The following is a 16991-nucleotide window of genomic DNA, read 5'->3' as shown; positions in this document are numbered from 1 at the left end:
CGAATTTACTATGAGCTTAAATAAGGGTAAAAAGCCCAATAAGCCAAAAGGAGCGAACTATGTCTCAAGCTGTTTTCCACTTAGGTGTTACTGAAGCAGATCTTAACGGTGCTACTCTTGCGATCATTCCTGGTGATCCTGCTCGTGTGCAAAAAATTGCAGAAGAGATGGAGAATCCCGTATTTCTTGCGAGTCACCGTGAATACACGCTTTACCGCGCAGAGCTAGACGGTAAGCCAGTTGTTGTATGTTCAACAGGTATCGGCGGCCCATCTACTTCTATCGCAGTTGAAGAGCTTGCTCAGCTTGGTGTTCGTACTTTCCTACGTGTTGGGACTACTGGTGCGATCCAACCTCACGTAAACGTGGGTGACATGATTGTTTCTACGGGTTCTGTTCGTCTAGACGGCGCTAGCCTGCACTTCGCTCCTATGGAGTTCCCAGCAGTTGCTGATTTCGAAGTTGCTACAGCAATGAAAGCAGCAGTTGAAGAATCAGGCGCAGCAGTTCACATGGGCGTAACCGCTTCAAGTGACACTTTCTACCCAGGTCAAGAGCGCTACGACACGTTCTCTGGTCGCGTGGTTAAGCGTTTCCAAGGTTCTATGCAAGAATGGCAAGACATGGGTGTTCTTAACTTCGAAATGGAATCTGCAACGCTACTAACAATGTGTGCAAGTTCTGGTTTGAAAGCAGGTTGTGTTGCTGGTGTGATCATCAACCGTACTCAAAAAGAGATACCTGATCACGAGACACTAAAAGTAACGGAAGCGCGCTCAATCAAAGTGGTTGTAGAAGCTGCTCGTAAAATGCTTTAAGTTTTCAAGTGCTTTAAGTCTTAAAACGACTTCAAATTTTGAAAATGGCCACATCGAATGATGTGGCCATTTTTTTGCTTGTTTACAAGTCCTTTGAGCTTTTTACCTTGCGAGCTTTAGACTTTGCAAACGTAGACCTTGTGAGCTCTAAACCTTGTGAACATCTAGATGCTGTAAAGTTTAGACCTTGTTAATACGGGCGGGGTAGTGGATATAAGTCATTTACTACGATTGGCATAATCGTTACGGGTACAAAAAAGGCGAGTGACTTAAGTGGTCATTCGCCTTTTTGTTTTTTGAGAATTCGATATGTTCGAGTTTCTTAAATTAGCACTCTAAATCTTCATCACCACCGGCAGCGGTAAACCATGCCGCGAGATGTGTTTTAAGATCTTTTAATTCGTCAGGGCCAATCAATGCTAGGCCAAGATCTTCTGCTCGTGTGATGTCATTATGACGAAGAGGGCGGAAGCTCACCAACATTGCACGGGCCTGTAGGCCACCTAGCAGGTCTCTGAGCGATTCCAGCTTGTACAAGGTATCATCGCCATCATCTCGCATACCTTTGGTCTTACACTCGATGATGTGCAGCTTATTGTTCACTACAGAAGCAACATCAAGCTCATTACGAACTTCGCGCTCACCGAGCTGACGATAAACCTGAACATTCAAAGAGCGATCTTGAATGGTCGGCATGTCATCTTGGATCTGCTTAACGGTGCTATGAACCAATGTCTCAAGCCATTCGCCGTTTGAGAAGCGTCGCGCGTCTTCATTGGCAAACGTCAAAATACCATTGTCATAAGTGGCAATCTTAGCTTCAACCAAATCGCTCAACAGCATGTTCAGCTCGCGATAACCTTGTTGCTTCTCAGACAAACCCACATCAAGTCTCTGTTCTTTACGGCAGGTCGTTGCAAGGTAGTTCAATGTAGCAAGGCCTGGGCCTAATTCTAATGCGTTACTTGCCCAACGCTCACCCAGTTCATAAAGTTTTTGGTCAAGTTGCGGAGACAGTTGTACATCGCTGAATTCACCACGAGCACCGAATACCGTTAAGTAGTCATCGATAGTGATGCGGTCTTGAACTTGTGCGTCTTCTTTACCATTCGGGTAAAGCCAGCACAGTTTGTCACTGTTTGGTTCAACAACAAAGATTGGCCAGTGGTAAGTACGAAATACTTCGTAGACAGACAGTAGGCGGTGACGAAGGCCACAACTTGCGTTGAGCTTCACTTCTTGTCCCCGAGCTTTTAAGTCTTCTGCAAGGTTTTGGATCGATTCTTTAATTGCAGAGGTGTTTACGATAGTTGGAATCTCGAAAAATTCACTCGTAATATCACGCTTCTGCAAAACGCTGTCTAAGCGTTGATAGATACTGATTTGATTTTTGTCACCGATGAACACGATGTGAGTGCTGATCGTTCGGTTGTCGAGTAGTGGGGTGATCAACCGAATGGGGTCTTGATCGATAATGCCAACATGAACAGCCATATAAATTCCTTAATAGCGGCTCGCTCATAAAGGTGAAAGAAAAACGGGAAGCAGCAAGCCTTTATAATCATATAATGACAAAGCTCATAAAAAACAAGGGCAACCCTTGATAAAAGTTGCCCTTGTTCAATTAGTTATCACTATTGGGTGAGATATCCCAACATTTCAGGTGAATATCTATTGGTTCTTCGTTTACTTATAGCTTGAATTGATGAACTAAATCGCCTTGCTGGTTTGCCAGAATTGTTAGGTTTTGGCTTGCCTCTGCAATTGATGACATCGCTTGATAACTCTTATCAGCAATCTGGTTGATGTCTTCAATGTTACGCGCGATATCACCCGAAGTTTCACTCTGCTCAGCCGCGGCTTGAGAAATGTGCGTACTCATTCGACTGATTTCTAGAATCAATGCCTGAATTTCTTCCATAGCACTATTAGCACTTGAAGCTTGTTGAACCGACATATCCATATCGCTCATGCAGCTTTCAATCACATTGCTTGCTGTTTTAGAACTTGATTGTAGGTTACTGATCATGGTCTCAATTTCAGACGTCGATTGAGTTGTCTTTTGTGCCAGTACTCGGACTTCATCTGCAACTACAGCAAATCCACGGCCTTGTTCACCTGCGCGCGCGGCTTCGATTGCTGCGTTGAGTGCAAGTAGGTTGGTTTGATCTGCAATACCACGAATAACATCGAGGATAGAGCCAATCTGGCTACTCATTTGTTGTAGCTCGCCTACAGCACCCACGGATTCAGTCAGGCGCACCTCAAGTTGATTAATGGTACTGATGTTGGTGTTCATGACCTGACGACCTGATTCAGAAGCCGATTCTACTTGTTGAACCATAGTTAACGAGCTTTGCGCGCTGTTTGCTACTTCTTGTACAGAGTGAGACATTTGTGTCATTGCCGTTGCGACAGTTGCTGTTTGTTCACGCTGGCTGTTCAATTGAGCCTGTGTCTCAGAAGAGGTTTTTTGGTTTACGCTTGCAGTATTGGTTAGGTCATCTGAAGCGTCATTCAGTTTCACCAGAATATTGTGCAGGTTGTCGGCTAAGGTATTGATGTGACGGCTTACTCGGCTGAATTCGTTGTCGTATCGAATATCGATACGCTGAGTCATATCTCCTTCAGTCAGGCCTTCTAATGTACCGAGGATACGCGTTAGTGGCTCTCTTACACTATGTGCAATGTGGTAACCAATTGCTGCAGCGAATACGGTGACAACAATGCCAATTGCAATCGCTTTGAATAGACCGTTGTCGTAGATGCTGCTCGCATCTGCTAATGATGAGTTGAGTTGCTCTTCCGCTGTGACGTTGAAAGAATCCAGTACCGCCATTGCTTGGTCGACTTCAACGGCTAGATTAGCAATGTTGATGTACAAGGCTTCTTTCGCTTTCAGATAGTTATTATGTTTATCTAAAACACCGCCTTTTTGTCCCACGTCTTTGGTGAAGTTTTTAACCGATTCATCGAAAACATTTTTTATCGCAGGCAATTGTGTCGCTAAGCCACGGTACGCGTAGTTTAGGTGGGTAACGGCCTTTTTGTTTTGGTTGACGGCTTTTTGTACGAAGGCAACATCAGAACTTGCTAGTGCATCAGAGGTAATCACCTCGGCGTCTTGTAGTTTAATAAAGTAGCTCTTTGCCATCACTTTTACAGAGATGCTTTTTTGGTCGGCAACGTACTCTTTCATGCCAACGGTCAATTCTGAATGTAAGCGTTGGAAATCACGTGATGCTTTTTGTACTTGCTCTTGCGCCTCAAACATAGCGATATAATTGTTCATCGCTTCATCTGCTTCGGTGAAGTAACGTTCTTCCATCGCTCTTAATTGCGTGATGCGCTCAGTGAGCGAGGTATTGTCTTGGCTTGCTGTTTCTAGGCTACCTAGAACTTCAGAAAAAGCGTTTTGTGATGCAGCAAACTCTGTACGCATTGCAGACATACGCTCAGAATTTTGTGTGGTTAAGAAGTCTTTAAATGACTTGTCAGCGGAAAGTAATTGGACACTTGTTTGGTTTGAAAGCGCAACCAGCGGCAATGAGACTTTTGAGACGCTCTCAAAATTGCTATGTATCTGATTCATGCTGCTCATCATGATGGTTATCGTGACTGCGAACATGATGATGATCAGTGCGAAACCAGCGTACATACGCTTGATCACAGATCCCTTCATGACTTTCTCCCTAAATAAATGTGGACCTAATACCAGGTCAAAACAAAACTAACAAAATTATCAGGATTCTATTGAGCTCGGCTTACGCATTTTATGACGCACACGTCAAAAATAGTCCTTTGTCCTAGCCAATATGCCGTTCTTGAGAGGTAAGGCGTGTTTTTTTTTGATTTGAACGGTGTTTTTTATTATGCTTTAAAGCAGGTTTATTGTGGTTTGATGCGGCATAGCGCATACTCAAAGCATTAAAAAATAAATGTTTTATCGGAGAGACACATGGCTGAAGAAACCATTTTTAGTAAGATCATCAATAAAGAAATCCCAGCAGATCTACTATACCAAGACGATTTAGTAACCGCATTTCGCGATATTAACCCTCGTGCTCCTAGTCATATTCTAATTATTCCTAACAAGCTGATTCCAACAACGAATGATGTTGAAGCGGAAGATGAAGCAATGATGGGACGTATGTTTACTGTTGCTCGTAAGTTAGCAAAAGAAGAAGGCATTGCAGAAGACGGCTATCGTCTTATTGTGAATTGCAATTCTCACGGTGGCCAAGAGGTTTACCATATTCACATGCATTTGGTTGGTGGCCGCCCGCTTGGCCCGCTTTTAATGAGTTAATTAAAAGGCTAATAAGCTAACGAAACAGTTAATGATCTCGTTAATACAAGTTAATGGTTAATTAACATAAACAGCGAGTTGGAAAATTTGTTGTTTGTATGCCAACTTTTATTTTTATCTGTTGTCTGAATATCGGCATCGATTAGGTAGAGCCTAAAAAGCAAGGTATCCACTTGCTTAAGATCCTTTTAACAAAGTTGGCATTTTAAACATGCACGGAGACGATAAGTGAAGCACCAGTTTAGATTCGCTTCCATTGCCCTGTTATCGGCGTTGACAGCGGGTTGTGCGAATATGTCGGCAGGGAGCCTGTTCAGTCATTACAGCGCGCAAAACAAAGAAATTTACCAAGCAGTCAAGTCTGGGGATTATTCAACGGCTCAACAAGAGTTACCAGATTACGTAGCAGGTGACATTCTTGATAACTTTGAAAAAGGTAGAATTAATCTACTTGATCAAAAATATCCTGAGAGTAAGTCGTCGCTCGAACTGGCCGATCAGGCAGTAAAAGATCAGCAAAGTAAAGCGGTGATCTCTGTATCAGACAGTGCAACCAGTGTCGGCGCGTTGGCTGTGAATGACAATATTACCGAGTATGTGCCTGCTGACTATGAGTTGGGTTTTCTGCATTTATATCTTGGTTTGAATTATTTAAAGAAAAACGACTTAGAAGGTGCGGTGATCGAAATGCGTCGCGCTAACCAAGTTCAGGAACAAGCCAAGAAACAACGTGAAGCTGAGTTAGAAAGTGCTGCTAGCGACGCAAAATCTCAAGGGTTGTCTGCCAACGTGGGTAGTATTCTTGCGAATTATCCTGATGCGGGTAAAAAGCTGCAATCTGTGCAAAATGCGTATCTGATGTTTTTGTCTGGCCTGCTTTACGAAGCATCTAACGATCTGAACAGCGCTTATGTGGACTATCGACGTGCTTTGGCCATCATGCCTGATAACCAAGAAATCATCGATAGAACCATGGCAACAGCTGCTCGCTTAGGCATGCGACAAGATTTAGCAACACTGAAAAAGCGCTACAAACAGTCATCTAAGTTAGGGGCAAGCGAAGGGCGAGTAATTGTGCTTCAAGAACAAAGTGCAGTTCAAGCGATGGACAGTTGGCGATTAGATTTGCCTATTTATGACAGTCGCGATCAGGGCGCAATATATTCTCTGGCGCTGCCATATTACCCGCGCCAAAACGTAGAACGTTTTTCTGCGCTACGAATCAGTGGGCAACCGTTGTCTGAGCATTTGATTACGGATGTGAATGCGATGGCGCAGAATGATTTATCTGAACGTATGACGAGCATTGTTATTCGCCAAGCGTTACGTGTGGTCGCGAAAGATCGCATCCGTAAAGAAGCAACTCAAGGTAACGATGTCGGTAACATTTTGTTCAATGTCTGGAATGCATTCACGGAACAACCAGACACTCGAAGCTGGCAATCTTTGCCTGCGGAAATAAAGACCAGCACGTTTGTAGCAAACAGTGGTCAATATACGTTAGAAGCGGGCGCTAAAACGTATGACTTTGATATTCGAGAAGGGCAGACCACTTTGGTGTGGATTTCTCGACAAGGAAACAATGCAACAATGTGGCATAAACAGCTAGGGAGGCTGTAATGAAAAAGTGGTTAGTGAGCTTAGCAGCGGTTATGGCTCTGGCTGGTTGTGCTGATAATACAGCTGGCGTAAGGGTAGATAGTCAAACTCAGAACGTTTTCTTTGGTGATAAGGTATTGGGTAGCCGCTTACAGGTTGAAGATATCCGAACTGACCTCGTCGACGGTCATACGCGAGGAATCGTGCGTTTAAACAGTAACTATAAAGGCGATCAACATATCCTTTATCGCTTTTACTGGTACGACGATGCTGGTCTTGAGGTCAACCTAAAGCAAGGCCCTTGGAAGCAAGCAATTGTTCGTGGCTTTGAAAGTATTTCGTTGTCGGAAGTGTCGGTAAATCCGAAAGCGACTCAGTTCAGAGTTCAGTTCAGAGAGCAGTAAACTTTCGTTTGGAACCGCTCATATTTAGAGTGGTTCCAAGCTTTATAGCAAAGACGAGATAGAACGGGTCTAAGGATTCGAAAATACAAAAATTTAAGAGAGTGGGTAACCCCGCTTAGTGATTAGTTAAGGAAACAAAATGAAAAAGAGTGTCATTGCGCTACTAGGTTTAGCGGTTATTTTAGGCGGTTGTTCAAACAAGGTAAGCTACGGTGATGCACAATCAGTAGAAACCACGACAATCGATTTCGGTTCAACTGACCTTCAAACGATTGCGGGCGAAATGGTCGATAGCATGATGGCGTCTGGTTCTGTGTCTTATATTACTCGTGAGCAACGTCCAATCGTGTTCGTAGAGCGAATCAAGAACAAAACAAGTGAGCACATCGATACTGAGTCAATCACTGATACCATCAGTACTAAAATGCTGAACTCTGGTAAGTTCCGTTTCGTTGATATGGACCGTGTAGAGTCTGTTCGTGAACAATTGAATTTCCAAAATAACGATGAGCTTGTAAATCAAAGCTCAGCAATCCAATTTGGTAAAATGGTTGGTGCTCAGTACATGTTGTACGGCAACCTATCAAGCATCGTTAAGAAAGCGGGCAGCGACGAAGACGTATACTACAAAATGACCATGCGCCTAATGGATCTTGAGTCTGGCTTGATTGAATGGGCTGACGAGACTGAAATCCGTAAGCAACAATCTAAGAGCTTGCTGGGCTTTTAATTAAGTTTACTTGGCTTAGTCATGCCTCAACGCAGTACATGTTATTTGCTGTGATTGGTATTAATGAAGAGGCACTGGCTTTTGGTCAGTGCCTTTTTTGTAGGGAAATTAAGACGTTTATAGGGCAGTTAAGACGTTTATAGGGAGTAAATATGGCGATTTTTTCTTGGTCTGAAGCAAAGCTTCTTGATACCAGTTTGAGTTCTCTTGATGGCTACTTTTCTGAGCCTCCAATCAGAGCACAGACACTGACAGGTGGGTTGACTAATCGATGTTGGAAATTGGTTTTAGCCGATGGCACCGCGTATGTTTGGCGTCCAATTACCCCCATCACCAAAGCGTTCTTCATCTCTCGCCATGAAGAGTATCAAGTACTGTCTGCTATTGAGCGTCTAGATATCGGACCAAGTCCGATAGTGGTCAATGAGCAAGGCTTACTGGTTGAATGGATCGCGGGTGAGACGTTGTACGAAGGACTCGAGCAGGATGATTTACTGAAGACGCTGATCTCAGTGCATTTGGTTAATACTGCGCGACTGCCGCTCCAACCGTTCAGCTATACGGCTCGAGTTGACCACTACTGGCTTCAGCTTGATGCGGTTCATAAGACTGAAACCTGCACCAAGATTTATCAAGAGTGGCGCGTGGCTCCAAGTATCCCAAGTGTAGGCCTGTCTTTGTGTCATTTTGATCTCGGTGGCTATAACCTTGTGAAGAATCAAGATGGGATTAAGATCATTGACTGGGAATACGCAGCGCTAGCAGACCCAAGGCTTGATCTTACGCTGACTATTGCTGTTGCCCGATTACCAGTTATAGAAGCTGTTAATAAGTACTGTCAGCTAAGAGGTATCCATGATCCCCAATCTTGGCTTGACGGAGTAGAAGCCTGGTTACCAAGAAGCCAAATGATGGCAATGCTGTGGTATTTACTTGCTCATCAGCTATGGGGCGATGACAGTTATCTGCGTGAAGCAGAGGCTCTTAGTCACACTTTATGTAGCTATGATCACGTTTAGGAAGTGAAAAATATAATTTCAGAGGTCTTCCCTTTAAAACCTTGTTTTTCGTGTTAGATTGATCAAAACGTACCAATATTCAATGGGGGAGGTACAATGATTATCTATCTACACGGCTTCGACTCAACAAGCCCGGGCAATCACGAAAAAATACTGCAGTTGCAATTCATTGATGATGACGTTCGTTTCATCAACTACAGTACTTTGCATCCAAAACACGATATGCAGCATCTGCTTAAAGAAGTGCATAAGGTGATAGAGCAATCCGATGATCCGCATCCCATTATTTGTGGTGTAGGTTTAGGTGGTTTTTGGTCTGAGCGTATTGGTTTCTTATGTGGAATTAAGCAGGTGGTGTTCAACCCTAATCTGCATCCTGAGAATAACATGGTGGGTCGAATTGACCGTCCAGAAGAATACGAAGACATCGCAACTAAATGTGTTGCTCAGTATCGTATGAAAAACAAAGGACGCTGTTTGGTAGTGTTGTCTCGTGAAGATGAAATCCACGACAATACCAAAACCGCTGCCGCGCTAGAAGATTACTACGACGTAATCTGGGATGAGAAAGAGAGTCATAAATTCAAAAAGATCTCTCAACATCTTCAAGCAATGAAAGCGTTCAAAAACGCTTAATCAATCTGGATGCTTTATAAAAGCAGTGCTCAATGAGTGCTGCTTTTTTACATCTGAACTTTTGCGTTCGTGTTTCATAAAGCGGTTATCGCTGTTTTATCTGTGAGTTTGCGCATTTATAGATCAGTTTGCGCAAACGTTAACTAATTAGTCGCGAATCCTCATTGAGGGTAAGGATTTTTTTGTTGCGGTCATCTTTTTGCTATATATAATGTTCCAAAGCAAAATATTTTGACAAATATCAAAAAAAATTGAGAGCGAGTGAAAAAACTTGTCCATAATTTGTGTTCTGCCTCTCAGGTAGTCACCTTTTTTATCCATGTGAGCAAAACAACAAACCAATACTTGTTGTTTGTAACCCCTCTAACTACTCGGTGAGCTGTCGTTATTCTTTTTCGCGGTAATCCAATTTGTAACAGCCTTCGCATTCAAGGCCGAGTAGATACATAGAATTTATCGGTTGGAGTAATCGAGCCGAACCCCATTTATTCATTTTGTAGAGGATTGTCACTGTGACAAAAATTATCGTAGTAGGCGGTGGTGCTGGTGGTTTAGAACTAGCAACTAAGCTAGGCCGCACTTTAGGTCGTAAGAAACGTGCCCAGATTACTCTGGTAGACCGTAAAGCAAGCCACCTATGGAAACCATTACTTCATGAAGTAGCAACGGGCTCACTGGATGAAGGTGTTGATGCATTAAGCTACCGTGCGCACGCAAAAAACCATTACTTCGATTTCCAAATGGGCAGCCTGAACGACATCGATCGTGAGCGTAAAGTGATTGCACTAAGCGAGCTTACAGACGAGCACGGTGAACTGCTGATGCCAAGCCGTGAACTTGAATACGATATTCTTGTGATGGCGCTAGGCTCAACGTCAAACGACTTCAACACTCCAGGCGTTCGTGACAACTGTATTTTCCTTGATAGCCCAGAGCAAGCACACCGTTTCCGTACAGAAATGAACAACCAGTTCTTAAAGCTTCACGCTAAGAACGGTCAAGGCACGGTAGACATCGCGATTGTTGGTGCTGGTGCAACAGGTGTTGAGCTTTCTGCAGAGCTACACAACGCAGTTAAAGAGCTTCGTACTTACGGCTTCGGCGACCTAGATTCAAGCAAGCTGAACGTAAACCTAGTTGAAGCGGGTGAGCGTATTCTTCCAGCTCTACCTCCTCGTATTTCAAGTGCAGCACACTCTGAGCTAACCAAGCTTGGTGTGAACGTTCGTACGAATACGATGGTGACTCAGGCGGATTCTGACGGCCTAACAACCAAAGATGGCGACAAGATCCCAGCTCAAATCATGGTATGGGCAGCAGGTATCAAAGCACCAGATTTCATGAAAGATATCGGTGGTCTTGAGACCAACCGTATCAACCAGTTGGTTGTGAAGAACACGCTGCAAACAACTTTGGATGACAACATCTTTGCTATCGGTGACTTGGCGCAATGTACACAAGCAGATGGTTCATTCGTTCCGCCACGTGCACAAGCGGCTCACCAAATGGCAAGCTGTGCATTTAGCAACATCATTGCTAAGTTGAACGGTCGTGACCTGAAAGATTACATCTACAAAGATAAAGGCTCGCTAGTTTCACTAAGCCGTTTCTCTACGGTAGGTAGCTTGATGGGTAACCTGACGAAAGGTTCGATGATGGTTGAAGGTCGTATTGCTCGTGTGGTGTACATCTCTTTGTACCGCATGCACCAGATGGCGCTTCACGGCTTAATCAAAACATCACTGATGATGCTGGTTGGTCGTATTAACCGTGTACTTCGTCCAAACCTAAAGCTTCACTAATCAGGTAAGCCTTTAAGGTCATTACGCTGATAATAAAAAAAGAGCTCTTTGGAGCTCTTTTTTGATCGTGTCGCTTACGTGCTATCGCAGGTGTTGAACTCATTTCTGCTGTTAAGACGTTGGAGGCAGCACAGAATAAACCACGCCATCTTTGGGCTTACCGTTAAACAGAAATCGATTCTTGGCAATGGTTTCTCGCTCAGCGCCACACTTCTCTATCAACTTTTGGCTGGGTAGGTTCTCGGTATCGCAGACAATCTCCAAACGCGTTAACTTGAGTTGCGCGAAACAAAATTCAAATAGGGCGAGCATCGCTTCTTTGGCGATCCCTCTCCTTTGAAAGTCATCACCCACCCAATAACCTAAACTCGCCATATTAAAGGTGTGGTAAAGCTCATTAATCGCAACCATACCGACTAACTTATCGCTTTTTCGTTCAAAGATGCCAAAGCCAAACGCATCGGCTTTCACCCAGTTTAAGCGAGTCGCCAGAATAAACTTCTCGGCTTCGACGATAGAAAACTCGCTATGACACCAGTCGACCCATGGCAACAAGCTAGGGGAGGACTTAACCAGTTGAGAAAATTCTTGAGCATCTGAGGCCTCAATGATTTTAAGGCTAAGATTTTGTGTGTTGATCTGAAATTCAGGGCTCATAAGACGTACCAAGTAACGTGTAAGTACTGAACAAAGAGAGTCAGTACAGAATAAAGATAGATAGCACTTAATAAAACGCCCTCACTAGGAGGGCGGATTGAATTATTTATATAATTATAGCCGAATCGGCAAGTAACTTACTGCGCTACACGTCTAACTTGAATTACCATTCCAAGAAGTGGGTGGTCAAGGTAGTGAGTTTCTGTGCTGCGCATACGACGTTTCTGGTCCATGCGGTAGCTCTTAAGGAACTCTTGGACTTCAACCGTCGGAGAAATCTCAGTTAGGTTGCCCACTTGGACGTTGCTTTCTGCGCCACTTACTGGTGAATCTAGCTCGATTTGTTGCTCTTGTAGAGTTACTTCACGAACGCTTGGCGCTTTTAAATCTAATGTCGTTTCAGCGTATAGGTAGTGCTGAACGTAGATTTGCAGCTTGCCGTCTAATTCGTAGAGTGGCTTATCAATGGTCTCTTCTTGGAACCCATCAGCGCTGCCTGTAGTGATTGCGCCTTTTTCAGAGCCATCAGCATTAAACTGTTTAGAGAAATCTTTACCTGCTTGAATATGGAAAACAGGTGCAGAGCTCTTACCTTGGTCGCCTTGACGCCAAGCGGTATGCATCAGAACTTCAAAGCCAGCGTGTTTACGTAGCTTGTCTTTCTGAGGCGTTAACTTGTATTCCGAGTAAGGTAGCATTTGAACGCCTTTCTTTGCTCGGTATTGGGTATCTTGAAATGAACCAACGCGTTCAAGTGAAATCTTAGGCTGTGTATTTGGCCAAGATTCGTTCACCTTCTCTGCATCAACAGCGCGCTTAAAAATGATCACTTCTATATCAAATTGTCTCTGCGCCAAACTTGGCAGTGAGACGAACAATAGTAGCAGTGGGATCAGTCTTTTCATTTTTACTCCGTCTTCCAGCCGAACTACCGGCTGGATAATTTATATGTGCAAGTGGATTGGGTCTTATGCTGAAGGCAGCAAGTTTTGTCTGAATTCGCCCAATAAATCACTAACAAATTGAATTCGTTTCCGTCTGTCGACCAATGGTATCGTAAACTTGAACTTTGTTGGTCCTTCCATTGAAAACTTTTGCGGTTGAGATTGCAACAGTTTAACAAGGTAGGCCGGGTTTATGTCAGCATCCGGGTAGAATTCTAAGAATCCCCCCTTATCGTGAGCTTCAATTTTCTTCGCTTTGATAGACGCTGCGGCTAATTTTAGCTCAGAAACTGATAACAAGTTCTTGGTTGCGTCAGGCAGAAGGCCGAAGCGATCAATCAGCTCGACTTTCAACTCTGCCAATTCGTCGGTGTCACTCACACTCGCAATACGTTTGTACGTTGATAAGCGCGTGTTGATGTCTGGGATGTAGTCATCTGGCAATAGTGCTGGCAAACGCATCTCAATTTCAGTTTGTTCACTCAGTAGGTCATCAAGCGATGGCTCTCGACCTTCCTTCAATGCTTCAACCGCTTGTTCAAGCATCTCCATGTACAAGGTGAAACCAACTGACTGGATTTGACCACTCTGTTCATCACCTAACAGCTCACCCGCACCACGAATCTCTAAATCGTGAGTTGCTAAGGTAAAGCCTGCGCCCAAGTCTTCGAGCGAAGCAATCGCATCCAATCGCTTGATCGCATCTTTGGTCATTGCTTTAGGGTGTGGCGTTAACAAGTAAGCATAAGCTTGGTGGTGAGAACGACCGACACGACCACGCAATTGGTGCAGCTGTGCTAAACCAAGGTTATCGGCTCTATCCATCAAGATGGTATTTGCCGTTGGTACGTCGATACCGGTTTCGATGATGGTTGTACACACCAACAAGTTAAAGCGCTGGTGGTAGAAGTCATTCATGATGCGTTCTAGTTCGCGCTCACGCATCTGGCCATGAGCCACAGTAACGCGTGCTTCTGGAATCAACTTCTGTAGTGACTCTGCTGTTTTCTCAATCGTGTCGACTTGGTTGTGCAGGAAGTAAACCTGACCACCACGCATGATTTCACGCAGCACCGCTTCTCTGACGATGGCATCATCACTTTCGCGAACGAAGGTTTTAATTGCCAAGCGTCGTGCGGGTGGTGTAGCGATGATCGAAAGGTCACGCATGCCACTCATTGCCATGTTCAGCGTTCGCGGGATCGGTGTCGCAGTAAGCGTTAGGATGTCGACATCCGCACGCATCGCTTTCACTTTCTCTTTCTGACGCACACCAAATCGGTGTTCTTCATCGACAACCAGCAGGCCTAGGTCTTTAAACTTAATATCGCTCGAAAGCAGCTTGTGAGTCCCTACCAAGATATCGACCTTACCGTCGGCGACATCTTGCATGATCAACTTCTGCTCTTTAGCTGATTTGAATCGGGATAGAACCTCAACACGAATCGGCAAGTTGGCGAAACGGTCACGGAAGTTCTCGAAGTGTTGCTGAGCAAGTAGGGTAGTTGGTACTAACACCGCCACTTGTTTGCTGTTGTCGGTACAAACGAATGCTGCACGCATCGCGACTTCGGTTTTACCAAAGCCAACATCACCACACACCAAACGATCCATGGCTTTTGCTTGACACATATCAGACATAACAGCATTGATGGCCATCGCTTGGTCATCGGTTTCTTCAAACGGGAAACCAGACTTGAAAGTCGCGTATTGGCCGCGGTCGAGCACAAACTTGTAGCCAGGTTTTAGCTCTCGCTTGGCGTAAACATCAAGTAGCTCTGCTGCAACGTCACGGACTTTCTCTGCGGCGCGCTTACGAGCTTTCTGCCATGCTTCACCGCCAAGTTTGTGTAGCGGTGCAGAATCTTCAGCGCCACCAGAGTAGCGGCCAATTAAGTTCAAAGAGGCAACAGGCACGTATAACTTGGCATCGTGTTGATACTCAAGTGTTACGTATTCGGTTTTCATCCCACCCGCTTCAAGTGTTTGCAAGCCGATATAGCGGCCAATACCGTGGTCAATGTGAACAACGGGTTGGCCCGGTTTAAGTTCCGCAAGGTGACGGATTACGGTGTCGCTGTTTACGCTTTTTTTGTCTTTTTTACGACGCTGAATAACGCGATCACCCAATAGATCACTTTCACAGACAAGGGCGATGTTTTGCTCTTCGTGGATAAAGCCATGCTCAGCAGAACCTAGGATCAGGGTGAACTTATCTTTACCTTTAATTGCCGCGTCGAGGTTTTCAACTTCGCTTGGACGAACTTTGATGCCTCGAAGCAATTCACTCAGAGCTTCACGGCGGCCTTCAGACTCAACCGAAAAAACAACCTTGCCATCGAAGGCTTCAGTGAACTTTCTTAAGTTAGACAACGGTTCTTTATTCTGATGCTGAACGCTGAGATCAGGCAGAGGCATAACCGGAAGGTTTGTACGCCCAGCTTTTTCTTCAATCGTGTCTAAGCTTAGGTTGACCTGTGGCTTCTGTTTGAAGTGTGCGAACAGCTCGTCTTTCTTTAGCCACAGTTGTTCAGGTGTCAGCAGCGGTCGTAACGGGTCAACACCGCGTTGCTCGTATCGGTGAGAAACGTCCGTTAGGAACGAATCTACTGCAGTCTCGACATCACCTAGAATCAGGAGTTGCGCTTCATCGGCAACATAATCAAACAAGGTTTCGGTGTGCTCGAAGAACAGCGGTTGCCAATACTCAATACCAGCAGGCCACGTGCCTTTAGAAACCTGCATATAAACCGATTCTGGTTCACGGCGCGCATCAAACTGTTGGCGCCAACGAATACGGAAATCTTCAATCGCTGTTTCCGAGGTTGGGAATTCGTGAGCAGGCAGCAGTCGAATCTCAGAGATGTCTTCGATAGAGCGCTGGTTTTCAGGATCGAAAGTACGGATCGTGTCGATCTCGTCATCGAAGAAGTCGATACGATACGGGTCTTTGCTGCCCATTGGGAACAGGTCGAGAATAGAACCACGGCTAGCGTATTCACCCGGGCCAAACACTTGGTCAACATAGCGATAGCCCGACTTTTCGAGTTGCAGACGTAATTTCTCTAGTGAATAGAGATCGCCTGTTTTCACCATTAACGTGTGTTGTAGTAAGAAGTCGCGCGGTGACTGGCGTTGCAATAACGTGCTGATCGGAACGATCGTGATGCCATCTTTTAGCGTTGGCAGTGCGTAAAGGCGTGCTATACGATCTGAGATGATCTCTTGGTGCGGCGAGAAGCTATCGTATGGCAGCGTCTCCCAGTCAGGAAATAACGCAACTTCATGTGCCGTAAACTGTTCAATTTCAGATTGAAGCTTGAGTGCGATCTGAGGATCAGGCACTGCAAGTAAAGTATGGCTGTTATGCTGCTCCGCTAGTTTAGCGATAGTAAGCGCGAGAGATGAACCAACTAGGTTACCGATGTGCTTTTTGTCACCGGCACCTTTGAGCTTAGGTAGTGTGAAAATGGATTGTTTTGTCATGTCTATTTACTTGTTATCTCGTTCTAGAGAGCGTTGACGTAAGAGCTTTTGTTGTTGATGGAGCGCAGCCTTGATCAACAAGTCTTGGTCAGTATCACGAAGATGAGCATATTTGAATTTGATTTCGAAGCCTGAATCTTTAGGTTCGCTAGCGAAGACCTCCGCGTAGCAATAGATAGCGGCGGCAGGGTGCTCGATAAAGAGCTTTGCTTTAACTAAGCGACCCGCTTCGATATCTGTTTTGGAAAAACACGAGAACTGACTCGCGCCAAATGAATACGTATGGGTACGAAATTGTTCATCATCTTGTTGCGATAACATAAAGCTCAACAAGAGGTTTAATTTAGAGTTCTGTGCATCCAATAAACTGATGACATTCTTCAAGTCGCTGTTTTTCAGTTCGTTGCGAGCACTGTCAGCTAATAGATCCAATTGGCTAAATTCACTTGCCACTACAAAAGGGGCAGGGATCTCCGATTCGAACTGAATCTGAGAAGGTAAAGCGAAGTTACTGTCCATTGGCTCAATATTAGCGGTAAGGCTGTGGTGAACGGTAAAAAACTCTTGTTCTGTCATGCGTTAGTTCC

At 44.7% G+C, this 16991-nt stretch carries 14 protein-coding genes; 8 read left to right on the top strand and 6 right to left on the bottom strand.

The annotated features are described in order from the left end of the window. The first annotated feature begins 59 nt into the window (after positions 1-59). A complete protein-coding gene (udp, locus tag AB4513_RS05805) occupies positions 60-818 on the top strand; it encodes a uridine phosphorylase (protein WP_009847163.1) in 759 nt (252 codons plus the stop codon). 327 nt (positions 819-1145) lie between these two features. On the opposite strand, the gene AB4513_RS05800 is transcribed toward udp, so the two are convergent. Both AB4513_RS05800 and AB4513_RS05795 read right to left on the bottom strand, forming a co-directional pair. Next, positions 1146-2312 carry a DUF1887 family protein gene (locus tag AB4513_RS05800; RefSeq protein ID WP_009847162.1) on the bottom strand — a complete coding sequence of 389 codons (1167 nt, stop codon included), beginning with the start codon at positions 2310-2312 and terminating at the stop codon, positions 1146-1148. Between the two features lie 196 nt (positions 2313-2508). Beyond that, the gene (locus AB4513_RS05795) at positions 2509-4500 is read right to left on the bottom strand and encodes a methyl-accepting chemotaxis protein (RefSeq protein WP_009847161.1); all 1992 of its coding nucleotides are present in this window, start codon (positions 4498-4500) and stop codon (positions 2509-2511) included. Between the two features lie 276 nt (positions 4501-4776). Between AB4513_RS05795 and hinT the strand changes: the two genes are divergently transcribed. From hinT to AB4513_RS05760, 7 genes are all read left to right on the top strand, one after another. Then, a complete protein-coding gene (gene hinT / locus AB4513_RS05790) occupies positions 4777-5127 on the top strand; it encodes a purine nucleoside phosphoramidase (protein WP_009847160.1) in 351 nt (116 codons plus the stop codon). Between the two features lie 228 nt (positions 5128-5355). Then, positions 5356-6747: a COG3014 family protein gene (locus AB4513_RS05785; RefSeq protein WP_009847159.1), complete on the top strand. Its 1392-nt coding sequence runs from the start codon at positions 5356-5358 to the stop codon at positions 6745-6747. Continuing rightward, positions 6747-7130, top strand: a complete 384-nt coding sequence (locus tag AB4513_RS05780; RefSeq protein ID WP_009847158.1) for a YcfL family protein — start codon at positions 6747-6749, stop codon at positions 7128-7130. The genes AB4513_RS05785 and AB4513_RS05780 overlap by 1 nt, the downstream gene beginning before the upstream one ends. A 139-nt stretch (positions 7131-7269) precedes the next feature. Next, positions 7270-7860, top strand: coding sequence for a penicillin-binding protein activator LpoB (gene lpoB, locus AB4513_RS05775; RefSeq protein WP_009847157.1), 591 nt, complete (start codon positions 7270-7272; stop codon positions 7858-7860). 152 nt (positions 7861-8012) lie between these two features. Beyond that, entirely contained in the window at positions 8013-8879 is an 867-nt protein-coding gene (locus AB4513_RS05770) for a phosphotransferase (protein WP_009847156.1), read from the top strand. A gap of 96 nt (positions 8880-8975) precedes the next feature. After that, positions 8976-9515, top strand: coding sequence for an alpha/beta hydrolase YcfP (gene ycfP / locus AB4513_RS05765; RefSeq protein WP_009847155.1), 540 nt, complete (start codon positions 8976-8978; stop codon positions 9513-9515). Positions 9516-10027: 512 nt separating this feature from the next. Beyond that, positions 10028-11317: an NAD(P)/FAD-dependent oxidoreductase gene (locus AB4513_RS05760; protein ID WP_009847154.1), complete on the top strand. Its 1290-nt coding sequence runs from the start codon at positions 10028-10030 to the stop codon at positions 11315-11317. Positions 11318-11428: 111 nt separating this feature from the next. On the opposite strand, the gene AB4513_RS05755 is transcribed toward AB4513_RS05760, so the two are convergent. The 4 genes from AB4513_RS05755 to AB4513_RS05740 form a co-directional block, all read right to left on the bottom strand. Next, positions 11429-11974: a GNAT family N-acetyltransferase gene (locus AB4513_RS05755; RefSeq protein WP_009847153.1), complete on the bottom strand. Its 546-nt coding sequence runs from the start codon at positions 11972-11974 to the stop codon at positions 11429-11431. 137 nt (positions 11975-12111) lie between these two features. Beyond that, a complete protein-coding gene (locus AB4513_RS05750; protein ID WP_009847152.1) occupies positions 12112-12879 on the bottom strand; it encodes a peptidoglycan binding protein CsiV in 768 nt (255 codons plus the stop codon). Between the two features lie 63 nt (positions 12880-12942). Continuing rightward, positions 12943-16404: a transcription-repair coupling factor gene (gene mfd, locus AB4513_RS05745; protein WP_102257825.1), complete on the bottom strand. Its 3462-nt coding sequence runs from the start codon at positions 16402-16404 to the stop codon at positions 12943-12945. A gap of 6 nt (positions 16405-16410) precedes the next feature. Next, a complete protein-coding gene (locus tag AB4513_RS05740; RefSeq protein ID WP_009847150.1) occupies positions 16411-16980 on the bottom strand; it encodes a hypothetical protein in 570 nt (189 codons plus the stop codon). Positions 16981-16991 lie beyond the last annotated feature (11 nt).

Origin of the sequence: Vibrio sp. 10N.222.54.E6, assembly GCF_041473955.1 — a bacterium.
GTDB lineage: Bacteria > Pseudomonadota > Gammaproteobacteria > Enterobacterales > Vibrionaceae > Vibrio > Vibrio tasmaniensis_A.
The sequence above is the reverse complement of the archived record's forward strand: the minus strand, read 5'-3'. Positions and strand labels throughout refer to the sequence as shown.

What these genes read in the sequence shown, in the direction of transcription:
- mfd (WP_102257825.1), bottom strand. Translation starts at nt 16,404, where the DNA reads ATGACAAAACAATCCATTTTCACACTACCTAAGCTCAAAGGTGCCGGT.
- AB4513_RS05740 (WP_009847150.1), bottom strand. Translation starts at nt 16,980, where the DNA reads ATGACAGAACAAGAGTTTTTTACCGTTCACCACAGCCTTACCGCTAAT.
- AB4513_RS05770 (WP_009847156.1), top strand. Translation starts at nt 8,013, where the DNA reads ATGGCGATTTTTTCTTGGTCTGAAGCAAAGCTTCTTGATACCAGTTTG.
- AB4513_RS05795 (WP_009847161.1), bottom strand. Translation starts at nt 4,500, where the DNA reads ATGAAGGGATCTGTGATCAAGCGTATGTACGCTGGTTTCGCACTGATC.
- hinT (WP_009847160.1), top strand. Translation starts at nt 4,777, where the DNA reads ATGGCTGAAGAAACCATTTTTAGTAAGATCATCAATAAAGAAATCCCA.
- AB4513_RS05755 (WP_009847153.1), bottom strand. Translation starts at nt 11,974, where the DNA reads ATGAGCCCTGAATTTCAGATCAACACACAAAATCTTAGCCTTAAAATC.
- AB4513_RS05750 (WP_009847152.1), bottom strand. Translation starts at nt 12,879, where the DNA reads ATGAAAAGACTGATCCCACTGCTACTATTGTTCGTCTCACTGCCAAGT.
- ycfP (WP_009847155.1), top strand. Translation starts at nt 8,976, where the DNA reads ATGATTATCTATCTACACGGCTTCGACTCAACAAGCCCGGGCAATCAC.
- AB4513_RS05800 (WP_009847162.1), bottom strand. Translation starts at nt 2,312, where the DNA reads ATGGCTGTTCATGTTGGCATTATCGATCAAGACCCCATTCGGTTGATC.
- udp (WP_009847163.1), top strand. Translation starts at nt 60, where the DNA reads ATGTCTCAAGCTGTTTTCCACTTAGGTGTTACTGAAGCAGATCTTAAC.
- lpoB (WP_009847157.1), top strand. Translation starts at nt 7,270, where the DNA reads ATGAAAAAGAGTGTCATTGCGCTACTAGGTTTAGCGGTTATTTTAGGC.
- AB4513_RS05780 (WP_009847158.1), top strand. Translation starts at nt 6,747, where the DNA reads ATGAAAAAGTGGTTAGTGAGCTTAGCAGCGGTTATGGCTCTGGCTGGT.